Origin of the sequence: Pseudoalteromonas rubra (assembly GCF_005886805.2) — a bacterium.
GTDB classification, from domain to species: domain Bacteria; phylum Pseudomonadota; class Gammaproteobacteria; order Enterobacterales; family Alteromonadaceae; genus Pseudoalteromonas; species Pseudoalteromonas rubra_D.
This window is the reverse complement of sequence record NZ_CP045429.1, coordinates 2034910-2054927: the sequence shown is the minus strand read 5'-3', so window position 1 is coordinate 2054927 and position 20018 is coordinate 2034910. Positions and strand designations below refer to the sequence as shown.

Sequence of the window (20018 nt, the reverse complement as noted above, 5' to 3'; positions counted from 1 at the left end):
TAGTAAAACAATAACAATGCCATTATGATCATTCTCGATAGAGCAGCCACAGAGTCGATTTTGTGGCTGGTGTACTCTCCATACAACCGGAAGTTTACTTAGTGGCCAATTTTGCAACTCACTTCAAAGCAGCGGTGGTAGTTAGTGCCGCCGCATCATCCGTTATACTGGCAACCAGCCTTGCCGATATGAGTGATATACTGCTGTTATTTATATTAGGTGCGCTAGCTGGGCTTCTGCCAGATCTTGACGCCGACAAATCACGCTCGTTAAATAGTTTGTTTTCGATATTTGCACTGTGTGCAGCCATTGGACTGCCACTGGCCATCGAGTTTCATTCTCTGCTCAGCATCTGGTTGTCCGGGCTGGGCGTCTATCTACTCATCATGTATGGTCTGAAGCCTATATTTGAGAGCTATACCATTCACCGCGGCGCAAGCCATTCGCTGTTGTCTGTGCTGATGTTTGCCATCATCACAGTTAATATTCCTTTGTATTTGGGTAAAGGGCTGCCTTTTGCGCTGTTGTGCGGTGTGATGGTTGTATTAGGCATGCTAACCCATTTAATCCTCGATGAATGCTACGCAGTAGACATCAACAATAATGAATTGAAAGCCTCATTTGGCAGTGCACTCAAACCCGTTGCGACCAGTGCGCCACTGGCCTCTGTACTTCAGATAGGTGTAGTGCTGCTGGGTAGCTATTTATTGCTCCCTCATTACGAGGACATATCCGAGGTCATTCAGCTCTGGCAAAGCAAACTGATAAGCCTTCCTTTACTGCCAGATATGGACACTTTGAAACGGTTTTATTAATCGAAGGTGAGTTCAGCAACTAGGTTAGCTGCTGAACTCCGTACTTATCGATGTATTACGGACAGGTGTAGCTGGGTGCCAGACCCTTTGCGACTTCCCACTTTGCGGTTAACAATGAAGCCGGTCCCTTGCTGTCATGTGACAATTCCCAGTTCATGATACCGCCGGCATTAAGCTTTGCGTATTCTGTTTTGGCACGGATAGTTGGAATACCATTATAATAACTGCTGCCATCCGTATCCCGGCAGGCATTAGCAGGGTTTTCCTGGACCAAAGTCCGATATGCCTTCCAGGTTGGACGCGCATAAAAAGGCACACCTAATACAGTTTTTTCCTTACTCAGACCGCGACTCTGCCAGTATGCTATAGAGTCTTTGGCATACTGCATAAACGCATGATTGCCATTGTTCGCATCGTAAGCCATCAGGTTCAGAAAATCGATATCCTGGAATACAGACTCCAGAACACCACCGCCTGTATAGCCTAACGCAACAACCGCAGCGGTCAGGAACTTACCACGAGCACGCAATTCTACGCTCAGTTCCTTCATCAACAATGCGTAGTTATTCGCCGAGGTACCAGGATCTGGATATTCCCAATCCATATCTACACCATCCAGGTTGTGAAGCTCTACGAAGGCCATTACTTCACGTACAAACGTCGCGCGACCTTGTGCCGACGCAGCAAATGTTTCAAATGCGCTGTCATCGCCACCATTCCAGCCACCTATAGCAATACCAACTTTTACATTGTTTGCATGCGCAGAATTTACCAGCGCTGTCATTTTACTCAAATTTTCAAGTGGCTGAAGTGTGCCATCTGCGTTAGGTAACAAGAATGAGTAATTGATATGCGTCAGTTTATCAAACTGGATATCACTGACAGCCCCCTGCCAGCTTGGGAAGTAGCCGACAATTTTAAAATTAGGATCACCCGGCGGGAAATCATCGGCAGCGACTGTAAAGTTTACAGCGCTGGATTCCCCTCTACCGCCTGCGGCATCGACTGCAAATACCTGTAACTGATGACTGCCTAGCCCTTGTGCTTGCCAGGGCACAGAATACGGCGCGGTATTATCTGTCGCAATCAGCGTACCATCGATAAAGAATTCAGCCCGCTCAATCGCAACATTCTGTGGATGAGAAACAGATGCAGTCAAATCGATAGGCGTCCCTATAATAATGCTTGCGTTATTGCTTGGTGAGGTGACCGTTACTGACGGTACCGGCTCAGTTGCATCACAATTACCATCCTTATTCCATACAGCATAGGTAGTGGAGTTATTTGCGGGATTTTGATTCTGAGTCCACCACTTTGCGGTATAACTCACAGACTGATAAGTGACTGAGTCCCCTTTGGTATAGACACTTTGAGCCTGCCAGTCAGTTAAGTTACTACAGTCCACCGCAAGCGCGACTTCCATTGCACCAAGCAATGGCAGCGCCATTAATAAGTTTTTATATTTCATTACCTTTTCCATGTTGTATTTGTCGGTAAACGCAGGCCGCACCGACGTTTAAAGAGTTGATGACCTGCCCTCCCAGAGTAACAGAGCGAACAAAAATCATACAAACAACATATTCTGCGACCTTAGTCTAATAGGCCAGATCTTAAACGCTGAAACCAGCTACTTTAAGCTGCTCGGTGAGTAACAAGGTTCGGCAGTGCTGAAAAGCCAGCTCGCAGCTCATACACTGATTGCAGCGAGACACCTCCATGGACAGTTTGACAATGCCCTGTACGATGGATAGTTAAACGTTATAGGAGTCAGGACAGTCGTCAACGGTGACTGGGTATTAACGCGGGTGAAATATAATTTACCAGGGAGTGAGTTACAGGTGATGATGGATTTCGAGGCCCCAAATAATTGGGAATTTCTGTTTAACTATTCGAAAAGCTGTTTACGTATTTTAAAAAACCATTTTTCGCAGTTTTCGCGCAATTAGCGCTAAGTTTTCGCGCGCGGTATCACGATTAGCAGCAGAGGGGCGGTTCTCATTAGGGCCAAAGGTCGACGAACCTTACAAACAGGCCGGATATACGTAAGCAGCTTAACCAGTTAATCAAAAATGAGAAATTAGTTGTCTAGGCCTTAAAAAGTCTGGACAGAGTTGAGGTGTACATATAAGTGTCCCCAAAGGTTGTTCAGTACAAGTTTTACGATCCAACCCAGCTTCATGGATGAATAGGCGATACTATTCTATCTACAGCTTTTTTAAACTACCCAAAACGCAAAAAAGCCCAACTCTTTCGAATCGGGCTTTGATGTACAAGGAGGTACGAATGTCGATGATATTCATGGATGAATGTCTTTCGTCGACCTCTAATTAGGAGCTTGGCAATGTCCTACTTTCACATGGGTGAATTGTGACCGAAGCACCGCTTCGCAGCGCAATGAACGCGAAGCATGGACGCCGAGCCGGGAGCCCTCCACAGGGAAGTGTCCCCAAAGACCGCTAGATACCAGCTTCATGGAGGAATAGACAACACCGCTCTGTCTACAGCTTTTGAATCGCACATAGCAAAAAACCCGCTGCATTGCTGCAACGGGTTTCTCTTATTTGGAGCTTGGCAATGTCCTACTTTCACATGGGAAACCCCACACTATCATCGGCGCTATTTCGTTTCACTACTGAGTTCGGCATGGGGTCAGGTGGTTCCAAAATGCTATGGTTACCAAGCATAAACTGTTGCGCAAGATGTTTATCAACATCTCACTAAAATCTGGAAAAGCGTATTAAATTCTTTCGTCTACTTTAATTCTTAACTTCTAACAAACAAAACCACTTTGGCGTTGTATGGTTAAGCCTCACGGGTAATTAGTACGAGTTAGCTCAATGGCTCACACCACTTCCACATCTCGCCTATCAACGTTGTAGTCTTCAACGGCCCTTCAGTTGACTTAAAGTCAAAGTGAGAACTCATCTCGAGGCTCGCTTCCCGCTTAGATGCTTTCAGCGGTTATCGATTCCGAACGTAGCTACCGGGCAATGCCATTGGCATGACAACCCGAACACCAGCGGTTCGTCCACTCCGGTCCTCTCGTACTAGGAGCAGCCCCTCTCAATTCTCAAACGCCCACGGCAGATAGGGACCGAACTGTCTCACGACGTTCTAAACCCAGCTCGCGTACCACTTTAAATGGCGAACAGCCATACCCTTGGGACCGACTTCAGCCCCAGGATGTGATGAGCCGACATCGAGGTGCCAAACACCGCCGTCGATATGAACTCTTGGGCGGTATCAGCCTGTTATCCCCGGAGTACCTTTTATCCGTTGAGCGATGGCCCTTCCATTCAGAACCACCGGATCACTATGACCTACTTTCGTACCTGCTCGACGTGTCTGTCTCGCAGTTAAGCTGGCTTCTACCATTACACTAACCGTACGATGTCCGACCGTACTTAGCCAACCTTCGTGCTCCTCCGTTACTCTTTGGGAGGAGACCGCCCCAGTCAAACTACCCACCAGGCACTGTCCTCAACCCCGATTAGGGGCCTAAGTTAGAACATCAACACTACAAGGGTGGTATTTCAAGGACGGCTCCACGCAATCTAGCGACTGCGCTTCAAAGCCTCCCACCTATCCTACACATGTAGGGTCAATGTTCAGTGCCAAGCTGTAGTAAAGGTTCACGGGGTCTTTCCGTCTAGCCGCGGGTACACAGCATCTTCACTGCGATTTCAATTTCACTGAGTCTCGGGTGGAGACAGCGTGGCCATGGTTACACCATTCGTGCAGGTCGGAACTTACCCGACAAGGAATTTCGCTACCTTAGGACCGTTATAGTTACGGCCGCCGTTTACCGGGGCTTCGATCAAGAGCTTCGCCTAAGCTAACCCCATCAATTAACCTTCCGGCACCGGGCAGGTGTCACACCGTATACGTCATCTTACGATTTTGCACAGTGCTGTGTTTTTAATAAACAGTCCCAGCCACCTGGTCACTGCGGCTCTCGCCTGCTTACGACGCGAAGTCTTCACAAGTAAGAGCGTACCTTCTCCCGAAGTTACGGTACAATTTTGCCTAGTTCCTTCACCCGAGTTCTCTCAAGCGCCTTAGTATTCTCTACCTGACCACCTGTGTCGGTTTAGGGTACGATTCGATATAAACTGAAGCTTAGAGGCTTTTCCTGGAAGTAGGGCATCAACAACTTCACCACCGTAGTGGCTCGTCTCGACTCTCAGCCTTAGCGACCCGGATTTTCCTAAGTCACCAGCCTACAGCCTTTCACATGGACAACCAACGCCATGCTTGCCTAGCCTGCTCCGTCCCCCCATCGCATTTATACCAAGTACGGGAATATTAACCCGTTTCCCATCGACTACGCTCTTCAGCCTCGCCTTAGGGGTCGACTCACCCTACCCTGATTAACATGGGATAGGAACCCTTGGTCTTCCGGCGTGCGGGTTTTTCACCCGCATTATCGTTACTCATGTCAGCATTCGCACTTCTGATACGTCCAGCAAACCTTACAGTTCACCTTCAGCCGCTTACAGAACGCTCCCCTACCCCGCGAACTAAGTTCGCAGCCGTAGCTTCGGTGGTATGTTTAGCCCCGTTACATCTTCCGCGCAGGCCGACTCGACTAGTGAGCTATTACGCTTTCTTTAAAGGATGGCTGCTTCTAAGCCAACCTCCTAGCTGTTTTAGCCTTCCCACATCGTTTCCCACTTAACATACACTTTGGGACCTTAGCTGACGGTCTGGGTTGTTTCCCTCTCCACGATGGACGTTAGCACCCACCGTGTGTCTCCCGGATAGTACTTTACGGTATTCGGAGTTTGCAAAGGGTTGGTAAGTCGGGATGACCCCCTAGCCTTAACAGTGCTCTACCCCCGTAAGTATTCGTCCGAGGCTCTACCTAAATAGATTTCGGGGAGAACCAGCTATCTCCCGGTTTGATTAGCCTTTCACTCCTAGCCACAGGTCATCCCCTAACTTTTCAACGTTAGTGGGTTCGGTCCTCCAGTCAGTGTTACCTGACCTTCAACCTGCCCATGGCTAGATCACCGGGTTTCGGGTCTATACCCTGCAACTTAAGCGCCCAGTTAAGACTCGCTTTCGCTACGGCTCCCCTAAATGGTTAACCTTGCTACAGAATATAAGTCGCTGACCCATTATACAAAAGGTACGCAGTCACCCTCGAGGGGCTCCTACTGCTTGTACGTACACGGTTTCAGGTTCTATTTCACTCCCCTCACAGGGGTTCTTTTCGCCTTTCCCTCACGGTACTGGTTCACTATCGGTCAGTTGGGAGTATTTAGCCTTGGAGGATGGTCCCCCCATATTCAGTCAAAGTTTCACGTGCTCCGACCTACTCGATTTCACTTTAAATAAGTTGTCGTGTACGGGACTGTCACCCTGTATCGTCATACTTTCCAGAATGTTCCACTAACTACATTAAAGCTTAAGGGCTAATCCGATTTCGCTCGCCGCTACTTTCGGAATCTCGGTTGATTTCTTTTCCTACGGGTACTTAGATGTTTCAGTTCTCCGCGTTCGCTTCATACAGCTATGTATTCACTGCATGATGACCCAAAGGGCCGGGTTTCCCCATTCGGAAATCCTAGTCTCAAGTGCCTCTTACTGGCTCAACTAGGCTTATCGCAAGTTAGTACGTCCTTCATCGCCTCCAACTGCCAAGGCATCCACCGTGTACGCTTAGTCACTTAACCATACAACCCAAAATAGTTTTGAATTGTACTGCTAAAGACAGTTTTAACTTCGCCAGAAGTTAAGTAATACTAAAGTAGACGCTAATAAATTCTTTCGAATTTATCGGCATTTTTCTTTCGAAAACTCTACAGAACAACAATTTTCATTGTCATTCCGAGAATTTAATATCAGCTTTCCAAATTTTTAAAGAGCAAGAGAATTGCTTCCCAGAGTTAAAAACTCTCAGTTTCTTATTTTAAGTAACTGTCTTAAGAGTGCTTATCTATGAGAAGGAGTAGTAAAGTGGTGGAGCTAAGCAGGATCGAACTGCTGACCTCCTGCGTGCAAGGCAGGCGCTCTCCCAGCTGAGCTATAGCCCCACATTACTAGGAATAACATTGCTTTGAACCGAGCTTCTTTTCGAGGCCAGGCATTAAGTGAGGACGTTTAGTGTTTTCTAAACGACGAGCTTAATAACGCAGCATCGGGAAGAAGTGGTGGGTCTGAGTAGACTTGAACTACCGACCTCACGCTTATCAGGCGTGCGCTCTAACCAGCTGAGCTACAGACCCAAACAATGTTTGTGTTCTCTAATTCTAATCAACAATCATCTGTGTGGACACTTCGAACAAATTAGTTCTAAGTCGATAAGGAGGTGATCCAGCCCCAGGTTCCCCTAGGGCTACCTTGTTACGACTTCACCCCAGTCATGAATCACTCCGTGGTGAACGCCCTCCCGAAGGTTAAGCTATCCACTTCTGGAGCAACCCACTCCCATGGTGTGACGGGCGGTGTGTACAAGGCCCGGGAACGTATTCACCGCGGCATTCTGATCCGCGATTACTAGCGATTCCGACTTCATGGAGTCGAGTTGCAGACTCCAATCCGGACTACGACATACTTTAAGTGATTCGCTTACTATCGCTAGTTCGCAGCACTCTGTATATGCCATTGTAGCACGTGTGTAGCCCTACACGTAAGGGCCATGATGACTTGACGTCGTCCCCACCTTCCTCCGGTTTATCACCGGCAGTCTCCTTAGAGTTCCCGACCGAATCGCTGGCAACTAAGGATAAGGGTTGCGCTCGTTGCGGGACTTAACCCAACATCTCACAACACGAGCTGACGACAGCCATGCAGCACCTGTATCAGAGTTCCCGAAGGCACCAAACCATCTCTGGTAAGTTCTCTGTATGTCAAGTGTAGGTAAGGTTCTTCGCGTTGCATCGAATTAAACCACATGCTCCACCGCTTGTGCGGGCCCCCGTCAATTCATTTGAGTTTTAACCTTGCGGCCGTACTCCCCAGGCGGTCTACTTAATGCGTTAGCTTTGGAAAAGTTGTCCGAAGACCCCAGCTCCTAGTAGACATCGTTTACGGCGTGGACTACCAGGGTATCTAATCCTGTTTGCTCCCCACGCTTTCGTACATGAGCGTCAGTGTTGACCCAGGTGGCTGCCTTCGCCATCGGTATTCCTTCAGATCTCTACGCATTTCACCGCTACACCTGAAATTCTACCACCCTCTATCACACTCTAGTTTGCCAGTTCGAAATGCAGTTCCCAGGTTAAGCCCGGGGCTTTCACATCTCGCTTAACAAACCGCCTGCGTACGCTTTACGCCCAGTAATTCCGATTAACGCTCGCACCCTCCGTATTACCGCGGCTGCTGGCACGGAGTTAGCCGGTGCTTCTTCTGTCAGTAACGTCACAGCTAGCAGGTATTAACTACTAACCTTTCCTCCTGACTGAAAGTGCTTTACAACCCGAAGGCCTTCTTCACACACGCGGCATGGCTGCATCAGGCTTGCGCCCATTGTGCAATATTCCCCACTGCTGCCTCCCGTAGGAGTCTGGACCGTGTCTCAGTTCCAGTGTGGCTGATCATCCTCTCAAACCAGCTAGGGATCGTCGCCTTGGTGAGCCGTTACCTCACCAACTAGCTAATCCCACTTGGGCCAATCTAAAGGCGAGAGCCGAAGCCCCCTTTGGTCCGTAGACATTATGCGGTATTAGCCATCGTTTCCAATGGTTGTCCCCCACCTCAAGGCATGTTCCCAAGCATTACTCACCCGTCCGCCGCTCGTCATCTTCTAGCAAGCTAGAAATGTTACCGCTCGACTTGCATGTGTTAGGCCTGCCGCCAGCGTTCAATCTGAGCCATGATCAAACTCTTCAATTAAAAGTTTTTTGTTTGAAGTAAACTTCAAACCATGCTCAATGAATTCTGATTTTGTCTGTTTCTACTTTTAAAAAAGTAAAATCAAAACGAATTGACTATGTTAGTCACTCAGTTCAGTTGAGACTCTAAATTTTTGTGCGTCATTCAGTAAACTGAATTTCGCTGTTAGAACTCAATCTGTACGAGTGCCCACACAGATGATTGCTTCATATTTTTAAAGAACATAATCCGGTTACCCGGTGCGACTCAATGTCGCTGCGCTGTTAGCGCTGAGGGTTGTGCATTCTAATCACTTCCCATTTTATGTCAACACTTAATTTTGAGAAATTTCAGAATCAAGTTTTATTTGACTCCCAACTCGTTGGCTCGTTGCTTTTCAGCGTTGTGCCCCGTGTCGGTGGATGCGCATTATAGGGAAATCAAAACCCAGCGCAAGCGCTTTTTAGCACTTTTTTGGATTAATTTTTTACCCCAAAAAATCGCACAAACACCACACAAGTTACCCACAAAAACCTGTGGATAAGACAATAATATTTAGAGTTGAACGCGCTCCTGTGGTAAATTACGCCACCTTATTTACCCGTTCTGCTATATCTATAATAAGGGTCGTAATCCAATGGCTGACTTTTTTAATACAATAAGCGGCTTGCTGTGGGGTCATATACTTATATACCTATTAATTGCAGCAGGTGTTTTCTTTACCCTCCGACTGGGTTTCATTCAGTTCACCCAATTCCCATACATGATTAAAGTGATGGCAAACAGCCGAAGCGGCGCCAAAGACGGTATCTCTTCTTTTCAGGCTTTTTGTACTTCCCTTGCCGCCCGGGTAGGAACCGGTAATATGGCCGGTGTGGCTGTTGCACTCTATTTAGGGGGGCCAGGTGCTATTTTTTGGATGTGGCTAATCGCGCTTATCGGCATGGCGACAAGCTTTGCAGAAAGTGCACTGGCTCAGCTATACAAAACCAAAGACGATGAAGGCAACTTCCGTGGTGGTCCTGCTTATTATATGGAGTATGGACTGAACAAGCGTTGGATGGGTGTACTCTTCTCTTTATGTCTTATCCTGGCGTTTGGCTTAGTGTTTAATGCCGTACAAGCGAATTCGATTGCCGCAGCATTTGAAGTTGCCTTTGACGTACCTAAATACGTAATGGGCCTTTTGCTAGTCTGCGGCTCAGCCTTTATTATCTTTGGTGGCCTTAAGACCATAGCAAGATTTGCCGAGCTGGCCGTGCCATTTATGGCTATCGCCTATTTATTGCTGGCCATCGTTGTATGTGTCATGAACGCCAGCCAATTACCTGACGTCTTTATGCTGATCATCAACAGTGCGCTTGGTTTTGAACAAGCCGCAGGCGGTGCTGTAGGTTATGCTGTGATGCAGGCCATGATCCAAGGGATTAAACGCGGCCTGTTTTCTAACGAAGCCGGTATGGGTAGTGCTGCAAACGCCGCAGCAAGCGCAACGCCAAATCCAAATCACCCAGCTTCACAAGGCTACGTTCAGATGCTTGGCGTATTTGTTGATACCATTGTTATCTGTAGTGCCACAGCGGCACTTATTCTGTTATCAAACCAGCTTGTGCCAGAATCTGGTGTAACGGGTATTCAGTTAACACAGGCTGCACTGGTTGAGCATGTCGGTGACTGGGGCGCGATTTTTGTTGCCATCGCTATCCTGTTCTTTGCCTTCACGTCCATTGTCGCAAACTATAGTTATGCAGAAACCAACTTACTGTTCCTTGAGCACAACCATCCGAAAGGCCTGTTTATCTTCCGAGCCTGTGTACTGGCTATGGTGATGTTTGGTGCGGTCGGCGAGCTTGGTTTGATCTGGACACTTGCTGATATCTCGATGGGCCTGATGGCCATCGTCAACGTAGTTGCATTGTTCATGTTATCAGGCATTGTTATCTGGTTAGCTAAAGACTACCGTGCCCAGCTTAAACAAGGCAAAACCCCTGTTTTTGACCCTTCGCAAAAACCTGAAGTGTTAAAGACTCTGCCTAAAGGCATCTGGCACAAGTAATCCATTACCGAGGTAGCAGCCAATGCTACCTCCCTCTTTTTCCTTCCTCTGCAAATAAACTGTGCAACAAATCCGCAGCCAAACCAATTAAGTACAAATAACATTCAATTGAAACAATTACTTATTGCCTTTCATCAAAAAATCATTATAGTGAATCCCAAGTCGGCATATAGCGCAGCTTGGTAGCGCACTGTCATGGGGTGTCAGGGGTCGCAGGTTCAAATCCTGCTATGCCGACCATTTTTTCTCACTCCACCAGCAATTTCCTCGCTTTATATTTCTTTTGGTTAACTCTGATCCGCTCTCTATTAATTCGGTTTTCCGCCTTCTTTGGTCGATGTAATGTTCATACCCACAATCACAAACTCTGCTTCAACCGGCGCGACGGCTCTGTGCTCTGCGCCTTTTGGTACAATAAACATATCTTGTGGTTTCAGCTCGATGGTTTTGTCTCTGAGTTCAATGTTTAACTGGCCCTGATACAGGATGAACAATTCGTCCTGGTCGTCATGTTTGTGCCAGTTTGTTGCGCCCAGCCCTTTGGCCACCTTATATAGCTGGCCATTTGCCTCACCAAGCACGCGTTGTGACCAATGTTCCGTTACCGATGCTAACGCCTCGCTTATGTTTATTTTGTTATCCATACTCACCACCATTTAAAAGGTGAAGGGGACTATGCCCCTTCAGGTTTGTGTTATTTGCTTTTAGGCTTATCGTCAAAGGCCGGGAAAGCCGGGAATGAATCAAGTTGTGTTTCGGCCGGGAAAGAAATCACAGTACGGCCATTCACTTTGATTGTTTCATCCGCGCCGTCTCTGGTTAAGATGGTGCCCAGTACCAAACCTTCACCAAACTCTTCACTCGACAGGAAGCTTTGCAACCTGAAGCCGTCTTCATCTGAAACCGCAGGAACGCGTGAGCGATAGTCAATAACCAGTTCTTTTTTCGGTTTTCCCTTTTTGTTCGTTACCAGAATATTGTAGCTGCCGAACAGGAACTGATCGCCAGGTTTGGCTAAACGGCCCGTCATTTCACCGGCCATGGGTACTCCCTGAGGGTCGGTGATCGTAAGGTTAAAACCGCCATCGCGGATGATCCAGCCTTCGCCTTTTGCTTTCATGCCGGTGGCAATTTGCAGTCGATACTCAAAATCCGGATTCAAAGTAAAGCTGTTGAACGTGGCGCGATTATTTGCAACCAGGTCATCTGCAACCAGTCCAAACCGTTCAAGGTAAAACGTTTTTGCCAGCTGCGCGACTTCAGCAATTTCAGCATCCGTACGGCCCATGATCTCCTTCTGGAAAAACTCACCATCACAGATCAGGCCATCACAGTTAATAACCCCCGGATGAGGCTCTGGGTTATGCTTATCAATGGTGCCTGTTCCCATCAGCACGAGTACGGATTCAAACCCGTCTGGCGTTGTCACCCCTTTCTTTGCCATCGCGGCCCCACTGGTGAGCAGCAAACCTGTGGCCAGTGCGACGGTCCATTTTTTTATTGAGCTTACGTAATTATGTTTCATGACTTTTCCTTAATAAATTTATGAGTAATTAAAATTCTGTTTATTACGCCACCGCCCTGCCCGGGCCTGACGTAGCAAAGTAATTGACTTGTTTTAAGATGCGATACAGCTCGCCCGGTTTTGGCTCACCCACTTTAATGTGTTTGGGGAACAGTAAAGCGCCCGACTGAGCAGCCTGTACCGCAATCCCTAATTGCGTGTGACCCAGTAATTGCCCGGCTTCAACTTCAGTAAAGTTCTGCAGCCCGGTATGTAACTGCACATATTCTTGCGGATATGTCTCAATATGTGACCAGGTCCACATTGGGTTTACTTGTTTCGGGGCCTGTGATTTAACTTCTGTCCAATTTTCAACAGCAGCCACTGCGCGCTTAGCAGCCAATACCCCAAGCTCAATGCCTTGTTGGTCGAATCCTTTCTGGCTCAGTTCCAGCGCAATCGACACACATCCGCAATGGGTACCAAATTCATCACACCGCATGCCCCCGAGCGTACTTGCTGTTGACTGTTTGTGGGTGATCACCGGTAGCGCGTTGTCTACTGCATGCGCAAACAGTGCAGCGAGTCGATTATATTGATACACAAAAAACGGCGTATTGGTCGGCTCTATTGTCTGGTGAAAATCCAGGATAAACCGGGAGTTTCTGACAATGGGCTCCAGTTGTTTTGCTCTTTGTGACTCAAGGCTGTCGTGCGCCTGAGTGTTAAAAGTGCGATTAATATCCTGTTCCAGATAACGTTTACCTGCTTTAGCCGCGGCAACGTTACCCAATAAAAATGTGATCCGTAAATCCGGGGTTAACTGACCATTGTCAATCTCCTGGCATAAGGCATTTAGTACTGCCAGTCCGCCCACTTCATTGCCGTGGTTCAGTGCGATAAGGGTCAGGTCGCTGTGGAAACTGCCGTCTTCCGATTCACTTCCTTTCGGCACCAGAGTAAATCCCCATTCATCAATTTGCTCTACTGAAAAATTGCCCAGCGTCTTTGCGCTTCGAAACGCACTGAACCTTGCCAGCGCCTGTTCTACCTGTTTGTCCATGGTTTTCTCCTCATTCCCTGGGCGCGGCAAGCGCAACCTGGTGCTCAAACGCGCTGCGCGTCATCTCATATAAATGGGCTTCAATCGGTCGGCCGAATATGGGGAGTTCATAAGTACATTCACCAACCTGCTTAATCTTGAGCGTTTGCTTTAGTTTGTTCGCTGCCCGGTTATTTTTCGGCGTTTTAAAGAGGATCCGCTGCAATGGCAAGTGCTCGAAGTACCACTGCATAGCCTTTACGTAAGATACTTTGCCGATGCCCAGACCACGAAATTCCGAAGTCCAGATACTGGCATGCATTACCCCACTCTCCTGTTCAACTACATCCGTTAATTCATGTACGCCGATGGCTTGTCCCTGATACTCAATAGTCAACAAACTACATGCCTGGGGCATCTTGTTGAGCACATATTGCAATTGTTCACGCATTTTGTGCGCAGGTATCAACCGCTGCCGGTCAACCCCCAAATCTTCCAGAAAGGTGTTCTCGGGGTTGTGCCAGTACGCAATATGCTGGTCTATATCGGACTCCTGAAATGCCCTGACCCGGACACTTTTCCATAAATCTTGCACGACGCGCTCCTTATCCGCTTGGTTCCTCAACTATTCAACGATGAACTCATTAATTGTTTCGATAAACTCAGCTGGTGAATTTAAATATGCCAGGTGTGCGCCTGGTAACGTCACCTGACGACACAACTGGGGCACTTCACTGCGTACAACCCAACTGTGTACTTGCGGTGGGTCAACCAGGGCATCCTCGTCCCAAGCCACCGTATGGATCGGCACTGCCAGCTTGATGGTGTTATCAATTTCCCACTCTTCTTTGCAGCAAATATCTGCCAGCAAGTACGGAAGTACCAAAGACATAAGCTTTTTATTTTGTGCGTACTGCTCACTGATGTACTGACGCTCGATAAACACCGACAATACGGCATCCATATCCGCAATATTGACGCCTTGCAGAATACGGCGTTTTTTTAAAGCGCTGGCTGACAAAATCACCCGTTGCAGTTCAGGTAAAAGTGCGTGCTTAGTGCAAAATGCCGCAGTTTCATAAGCGAGCACGGCACCAAAGCTATGACCATAAAAACTGGTTGGCACCGCCGGCAACTCTGCAACTGCCGCGGCAATCTCACGTACCAATACCTGAATGTCGTTTACTGGTGTTTCCTTCACCCGCTCACACCGTCCTGGTAATGCTATGGCAATGATCTCTACGTTTGAGGGCAGAAGGTCTCGCCATTTAACAAAATCAACGTGGCTGGCACCGGCGTGCCCAAAACAAATCACCCTGGCTGACGGAGTGCCCTCAGAGCTAATGTGTTTCAACCACATTACGCAGCCTCCTCAACAAACTGAACCAGATCCTGTATACACTCACGCACATAGAACTCTTGCATTGGTAAAGCAATATTGAACGTAGATTCAATCTCACTCACCATCATCACTGCCTGCATGGAACTGATGTTTAAATCATTAATCTGCGTATCCAGAGCAATTGCCGGTACATCCTTTACCAGCGAAGCGACTATGCTTAAAATCTTCTCTTGTGTTTGCATTTCAACTCTCCTTTTCGAGCGAATTAAGCTTCTCACTTGCCTGTGAACACATCAGGGCAATGCTACGAAGTAAGAAGCTTCACGACGCGATACAATGACTTAGCGCTTAAAGCTAAACCCATTCAGACTCTCATCCAGGACTCGGTTATGGCTATCATGGCGTTTACCGGATACTGAAACCACACCATACTTTTCAAGTGACAGTTCACTGCCGTACTCTGTGACTGAATCAGTGTCAGGGTAAATATCTACCGCTGCAGGCACATAGCGTGCAGCAAAGCCCAGTCGAGTTTGGTCTTTTGTGATATTTGGTAATGATGAGTGCATCAGGGTTGACCAGAAAATCACGAACTGACCTGCTTTCATTTTGATTGGTACGGCCTGAGACTCATCCGGCTTCCAGCTTGGGTCCTTTTGCAGGTTGCGATAGTCATAGCCAAAGAATCCGCGTTTTACACCGTCTTTTTCAAGCGCGTTCACTTCATCAGGTGTATATTCCATGTCTTTTGATTCGTCGTAGTACATTTCTTCATGTGTGCCTGGAATAAAGCACAAGCAGCCTACTTCTTCAGACACATCTGTCAGTGCAGTCCATACGGTGATTGCACCACCAAAGTCGCTTTCACCTGGCCATCTGATTTGAGGCGCGCCAGATGCGTGAGAAAAGGTATCCGCCTGGTGCCAGTCTGTGCCTTCATCGCCCGGATATTTGGGGAACATCTCTGAACGCCAGCAGATTAAATCCGGGCCCAGGATTGAATTTACCTTGTTAACTATAATCGGATTCATAACGTGCTCGCTGAGCGCGTCAATATCCAGATGACGGTCATAGCCAGATACTACGCTGGTGTGTTCCAGATCATAGGCGGCATTTTTACGGTCAAACATTTTGGCACGGATATTCTTGTACTTTTCAATAATTTCGTCTCGCTCATATAGGTCAAAAGGACCGATATAACCGTTTGTACGCATTTGTTGGATTTCTTCTTCAGTTAGATAAAAGCTCATTGTATTTTCCTTAATAAAAATTTGATTAAATTGGTTTATTTAAATAAGTTTGGTTTTAGTTGATGTTAATTAAATCAGTTTGTTTGCGCTGCAGACTGGTAAAGGTTGATCCAGTCACCTAAAGTCGAATTAGCCATTAACTCGGATGTTTCGACCGTGCAGTTCAACGCTTGCTCAACTTCCATCTGAAAGTTAACCACTGCGAGAGAGCTTATCCCAACTGAGAAAAAGTCTGTCTTTTCGTCAATTTCGATACCACTAAATGTGGCCTGTGCTTTTTCCAGCACGATATCTTTAACTAGATTACTGTTTTGCATATTACACCTCGATAAGTTGATTTTTGGCGATTTTGCCATTTTTGTTTAAGCTAAACTTTTCTTTTACTTCAATAATATCTGGCACCATATAAGGTGAAATCATAGTTGCCAGTTCTTGTTTTATTAATTTCGATGACACAGGCTTTTTAGTCGTTACCTTTGCACTCAAAGCATTATTTCCTGCATGATCTTTAATTAAGTGAACAAACGCATTTTCTATATAGTCGAGCTGATACAGTTTCTCTGTAACAAACTCCATAGATACCCGGTATCCGCGTACTTTAACCAGATTATCTTCTCTCCCCAGGAAATGAATTCTTCCGTTTAAGCGTTTCACTTTATCGCCAGTGCGATAAATCAGCCCTGAGGAGATTTTTTCGTTATAGAAAAATGCATTGTCTTTATCTCTGTCACCAACATACCCCAGTGCAACACCGTCACCGTAGGCATACAAAATCCCTGACTCACCATCACTCACATGCTCCAGCTCGTCGTCCAAAATTGCGATATGAGTGCCTCTAATTGGATATCCTATCGGGACATTGTCTTGTGGTAAGGTCACGTCATCCATGACATAACAACATGTAAACGTTGTATTCTCTGTCGGGCCGTAGCCATTGATTACAGTCAGATCCGGACAAGTATTCAGCACGGAGCGGATCACCGCGCTACTGAGTACATCTCCACCGGCAAGGATGGCCCGCAATGGCCGAAACACCTCAGGGCGGTTCGCACCCAACATGTGAAATAACCCAGATGTAAGCCAAGCAATAGTCGCCTTCTTAACTGCGACGTTACGCATAAACCTGGTAGGACTAAACTCAGCACCATCAATAATGAGTCTTGCGCCATTTAATAACGCGCCCCATATCTCAAAGGTCGCAGCGTCGAATGAAATATCAGCCGTCATGTAAATCGCATCCTCTGGCGTGATTTGGATATAATCACTGTCTACGACCAGACGCTGGATGGCTCTGTCAGGTACTCTGACGCCTTTGGGTCTGCCTGTTGAACCCGATGTATACATAATGTAGACACACGCTTCACGACTGCGGGTAACCCCGGGTGCAGATTTCGCGGGTTGCTGAGCCAGCATGTCCACAATATCAAGCACCTCAATGCCCATTCCTGGAAGTGATGTAACATCTGTACAAATCACAAAACGCGCCTGAGTTTCTTGCAACATAAAGCTGAGGTCCGACTCATTGAGCTTGTTCGACACCGGCAGATAAGTCGCACCGACTCGCAACAATGCCAACACAACCGTGATAAACTCAATGGAGCGTTCAAGTTTTACCAATACGACATCCTGCTGCGTAATTCCCTGCTCTGATAAAATCGCTGCGAGCTGCTCCACCGATTGATATAAAGTGCGATAACTAAGCTGTTGTTTGTCACTGTCCAGCGCAATGCGGTCTGGATGTTTTGCGACGCTCAGCTCAAACTGCGTGTAAACATTCTCTGCTGCTGATTTCATGAGAAATATCCTTTTTTAATTGCTGTAAAATGCCTGTTTCAGGGCGACAAAATGCGTAGTGGTCATCAAACTTCCCTCTGACCAGCGTGCTGTTTCTCAGCGCATTACTTATCACCACTGATGTGTCCGTGCCGACATGCTTGTCTTCATCGGAGCAATACACATAAACGTGTTTCTCAAGCTGCTTCGCATCATCCAGATAATCGTGACTCACAAAGTCCAGATAATTCAAAGCATAACGATGCAAATACAATTCATTGAAGTAAGGTTTATTGAAAAATCTCGCTTCATCCGCAACCTGACTGGCAAAACCCGCATCCGACATTTTGTCGCTTAACATAGTGCTAAACGCTCGGCTTTTGGCAGCCATTCTCAACAAAGTATCCACTTCAAAGTAATGTGCTGGTATCTCGTACTCTTTACTTCTTTCAGCCAAAGCGTATTCGCCAAAAACCAAAAACAGGGCCTGATAATTGTCACTTCGCGCTGCAAAGTGCAGTGCCACGGCAGCGCCGGAGCAGTAACCCACAATCACAGGTTCGTGCAACGCGTATTCTTCAATCAGTTGCTCTAAGTCCGCAGCATGTGACGCCATGGTCAGTGCCTGAACTTGCAATTCATCGTTGTCGTCCAAAATATGACGGCTTTGCCACGTATACAGGTTGCATGTCTGATCCAGGCTCGCAATGAAGCTGTTAGCCGCCTCCAGTTCAGTGCCAAAGGGCAAAACCAGAATCACATCAGGCCTGTTTTCGACCCGCTCGGTGTGCATACTGAGTATTGGCACGCCCCTATTTATGAATTTTTTCATTAATGTTTTCATAATTTACTCAGTCGAATATGCGCCAGCCGTCTTGCTTGATAAAGAACGAGCCGATAGTTTTACGTAACGTGTCACACGTCTGAATACCATGCATTTTGCGACAATTAAAAATACACAGTTCACCTACTTCCGGGTTAATCTCCATACTTTCGAACTGCGCCAGGAATTCCATCCCCTGTGCTTCATCCTTGCCATACAGCGCAATAAACTCATCCAACTCACTGCGGCTACTTGGCAAATAATCCCACATTACAAAACCAGCTTCGTTTGCAGCATTTTGTACCGTGATAAAGGCAGCCGTTTGCGGGTAACTGGTTTTAATTGGCCAGCTATCATTTGCCCGTGCATAAGAAATAGAGTCCGCATGGGGTGCAAAGCTAAAGTTCTTTTCAGTTGAAGGCGGATACTCACGTTGCGATGCAATCAGCATTTCACGCCCGGGTTCCACTTCCAGTGTTTTTGCGCTCAAGCCCTGTTCAAAAAACTCAAAGTAAGGCGTTTGCTTAAGCGCTGCGTTAACCACATTTGCCGAGTTAAAATAAAGCTCAGACGTCGCCTGATATTCCTCATTGGTAGCCCGTTGTAACTTGCCCAGTGTCATACCGCTTGTCATGATACCGGTGTGGTAGCGGTGGCCATTCATTGCCAGATCGGCATGCTTTCCCCACCATAATTCAACACCTTGCTGCGACTCTACCTGTAATAAAATGACATCGTATTCACCGCCATGTACAAGATTAAACGCGTGCTCAAGTGATAAAGAGTCCGTTTTCGCAGTGCCGTCAAAATCGTAAATTCTTGCCTTAAATTCTTTCATGCTTCCCTCAACCCTAGTGACTATGTATTTTTCCACTACTTGCTCTATCACCTGCAAGCGCTTTTTTTATTCCAGAACTTAACCAGATGTGTGTTGCTCTGGATTGGTATTTAAGTTGCCATAAAGTATCTTAGACCGTCAAGTCTTTACGTAAATTATTTTTACATAAAGTTACTTTGATTTAAGTTAACTCGAAGAGAAAGTTAAAATGACAGCAACAATGCACTCATTGAGTTAGCCAATACCATAGCAAAATTAAAGCTTAAGCCATTGATTAATAATAATTAATTAAATTAAAGTCAGAACTAAGGCAGCAGTATTGATGCAGTTTTCTACGTAATGTAGCCAGGGAGCTTTTTTATGATTTCTTTGAAGGGTATGTGCATCAGGATGGAATTCAGCGGTATTTATCAACTACTCAACTGCAGCTTTTACAGCCTGAATGTAGACAGCATTGATAAAGGATCTGCGCAAAATAGGCGTTCAAAGTCTGTATGCTGGCTTTGTTTGATAGTTAAATGATTGGAATTCTGTCATGTTGGCAACATTTCTCAAACGACAGAGCTTTCTCAATCGGCTCGACTCTGAGTATCGACACGTATTCACGCATTGGCCTGAGCAAGCACTCTCCGTCAAAATTTATTGAGATAATGATAACCATCCTGATCTGTATTGCTTTTCAAATAAAACGAGATCTCACCCGTGAGATCTCCTACATAACTGTTAAATGCTCGCTTGCATACCTGCTATTTATGAA

Annotated in this window: 14 protein-coding genes, 3 tRNA genes and 3 rRNA genes; 3 read left to right on the top strand and 17 right to left on the bottom strand. The window is 46.7% G+C overall.

Annotated elements, in window-relative coordinates; genetic code table 11:
- Positions 1–101: 101 nt before the first annotated feature.
- Positions 102–815, top strand: coding sequence for a metal-dependent hydrolase (locus CWC22_RS08870; protein WP_171044993.1), 714 nt, complete (start codon positions 102–104; stop codon positions 813–815).
- Positions 816–870: 55 nt separating this feature from the next.
- On the opposite strand, the gene CWC22_RS08865 is transcribed toward CWC22_RS08870, so the two are convergent.
- From CWC22_RS08865 to CWC22_RS08840, 6 genes are all read right to left on the bottom strand, one after another.
- On the bottom strand, positions 871–2283 hold the full coding sequence (locus CWC22_RS08865) for a glycosyl hydrolase family 18 protein (RefSeq protein ID WP_138536600.1): 1413 nt from the start codon (positions 2281–2283) through the stop codon (positions 871–873).
- Between the two features lie 1098 nt (positions 2284–3381).
- Positions 3382–3496: ribosomal RNA gene (rrf, locus tag CWC22_RS08860) — 5S ribosomal RNA — on the bottom strand.
- Between the two features lie 117 nt (positions 3497–3613).
- Positions 3614–6493 (bottom strand): 23S ribosomal RNA (locus CWC22_RS08855).
- A 284-nt stretch (positions 6494–6777) separates the two neighbouring features.
- Positions 6778–6853, bottom strand: a tRNA-Ala gene (locus CWC22_RS08850).
- Between the two features lie 115 nt (positions 6854–6968).
- Positions 6969–7045: transfer RNA gene (locus tag CWC22_RS08845), tRNA-Ile, on the bottom strand.
- Positions 7046–7121: 76 nt separating this feature from the next.
- Positions 7122–8654: ribosomal RNA gene (locus CWC22_RS08840) — 16S ribosomal RNA — on the bottom strand.
- Together the 16S, 23S and 5S rRNA genes with 2 tRNA genes alongside form the textbook arrangement of a ribosomal RNA operon.
- A 616-nt stretch (positions 8655–9270) precedes the next feature.
- Between CWC22_RS08840 and CWC22_RS08835 the strand changes: the two genes are divergently transcribed.
- Positions 9271–10689, top strand: a complete 1419-nt coding sequence (locus CWC22_RS08835; protein ID WP_010385312.1) for an alanine/glycine:cation symporter family protein — start codon at positions 9271–9273, stop codon at positions 10687–10689.
- Positions 10690–10852: 163 nt separating this feature from the next.
- Positions 10853–10929: transfer RNA gene (locus tag CWC22_RS08830), tRNA-Pro, on the top strand.
- Positions 10930–10997: 68 nt separating this feature from the next.
- Here the strand turns inward: CWC22_RS08830 and CWC22_RS08825 are convergent.
- From CWC22_RS08825 to CWC22_RS08775, 11 genes are all read right to left on the bottom strand, one after another.
- Positions 10998–11333, bottom strand: a complete 336-nt coding sequence (locus CWC22_RS08825; RefSeq protein ID WP_010385318.1) for a cupin domain-containing protein — start codon at positions 11331–11333, stop codon at positions 10998–11000.
- 50 nt (positions 11334–11383) lie between these two features.
- The gene (locus tag CWC22_RS08820) at positions 11384–12214 is read right to left on the bottom strand and encodes a hypothetical protein (RefSeq protein ID WP_138536918.1); all 831 of its coding nucleotides are present in this window, start codon (positions 12212–12214) and stop codon (positions 11384–11386) included.
- A 43-nt stretch (positions 12215–12257) separates the two neighbouring features.
- Positions 12258–13256 (bottom strand): succinylglutamate desuccinylase/aspartoacylase domain-containing protein, encoded by a 999-nt coding sequence (locus CWC22_RS08815; RefSeq protein ID WP_138536916.1) that lies wholly within the window; start codon positions 13254–13256, stop codon positions 12258–12260.
- Positions 13257–13266: 10 nt separating this feature from the next.
- On the bottom strand, positions 13267–13830 hold the full coding sequence (locus CWC22_RS08810; RefSeq protein WP_171045002.1) for a GNAT family N-acetyltransferase: 564 nt from the start codon (positions 13828–13830) through the stop codon (positions 13267–13269).
- Between the two features lie 30 nt (positions 13831–13860).
- On the bottom strand, positions 13861–14595 hold the full coding sequence (locus CWC22_RS08805) for a thioesterase II family protein (protein WP_138536911.1): 735 nt from the start codon (positions 14593–14595) through the stop codon (positions 13861–13863).
- On the bottom strand, positions 14595–14819 hold the full coding sequence (locus tag CWC22_RS08800; RefSeq protein ID WP_138536909.1) for an acyl carrier protein: 225 nt from the start codon (positions 14817–14819) through the stop codon (positions 14595–14597). Before CWC22_RS08800 ends, CWC22_RS08805 begins: the two co-directional genes overlap by 1 nt.
- 99 nt (positions 14820–14918) lie before the next feature.
- On the bottom strand, positions 14919–15827 hold the full coding sequence (locus CWC22_RS08795; RefSeq protein ID WP_138536907.1) for a chlorinating enzyme: 909 nt from the start codon (positions 15825–15827) through the stop codon (positions 14919–14921).
- A 74-nt stretch (positions 15828–15901) separates the two neighbouring features.
- Positions 15902–16144: an acyl carrier protein gene (locus tag CWC22_RS08790; RefSeq protein ID WP_171045001.1), complete on the bottom strand. Its 243-nt coding sequence runs from the start codon at positions 16142–16144 to the stop codon at positions 15902–15904.
- A gap of 1 nt (position 16145) precedes the next feature.
- Positions 16146–17621 carry an AMP-binding protein gene (locus CWC22_RS08785; protein ID WP_138536903.1) on the bottom strand — a complete coding sequence of 492 codons (1476 nt, stop codon included), beginning with the start codon at positions 17619–17621 and terminating at the stop codon, positions 16146–16148.
- The gene (locus tag CWC22_RS08780; protein ID WP_138536901.1) at positions 17584–18432 is read right to left on the bottom strand and encodes an alpha/beta hydrolase; all 849 of its coding nucleotides are present in this window, start codon (positions 18430–18432) and stop codon (positions 17584–17586) included. The genes CWC22_RS08785 and CWC22_RS08780 overlap by 38 nt, the downstream gene beginning before the upstream one ends.
- A 19-nt stretch (positions 18433–18451) precedes the next feature.
- Positions 18452–19261, bottom strand: a complete 810-nt coding sequence (locus CWC22_RS08775) for a hypothetical protein (RefSeq protein ID WP_010385329.1) — start codon at positions 19259–19261, stop codon at positions 18452–18454.
- Positions 19262–20018: the final 757 nt, after the last annotated feature.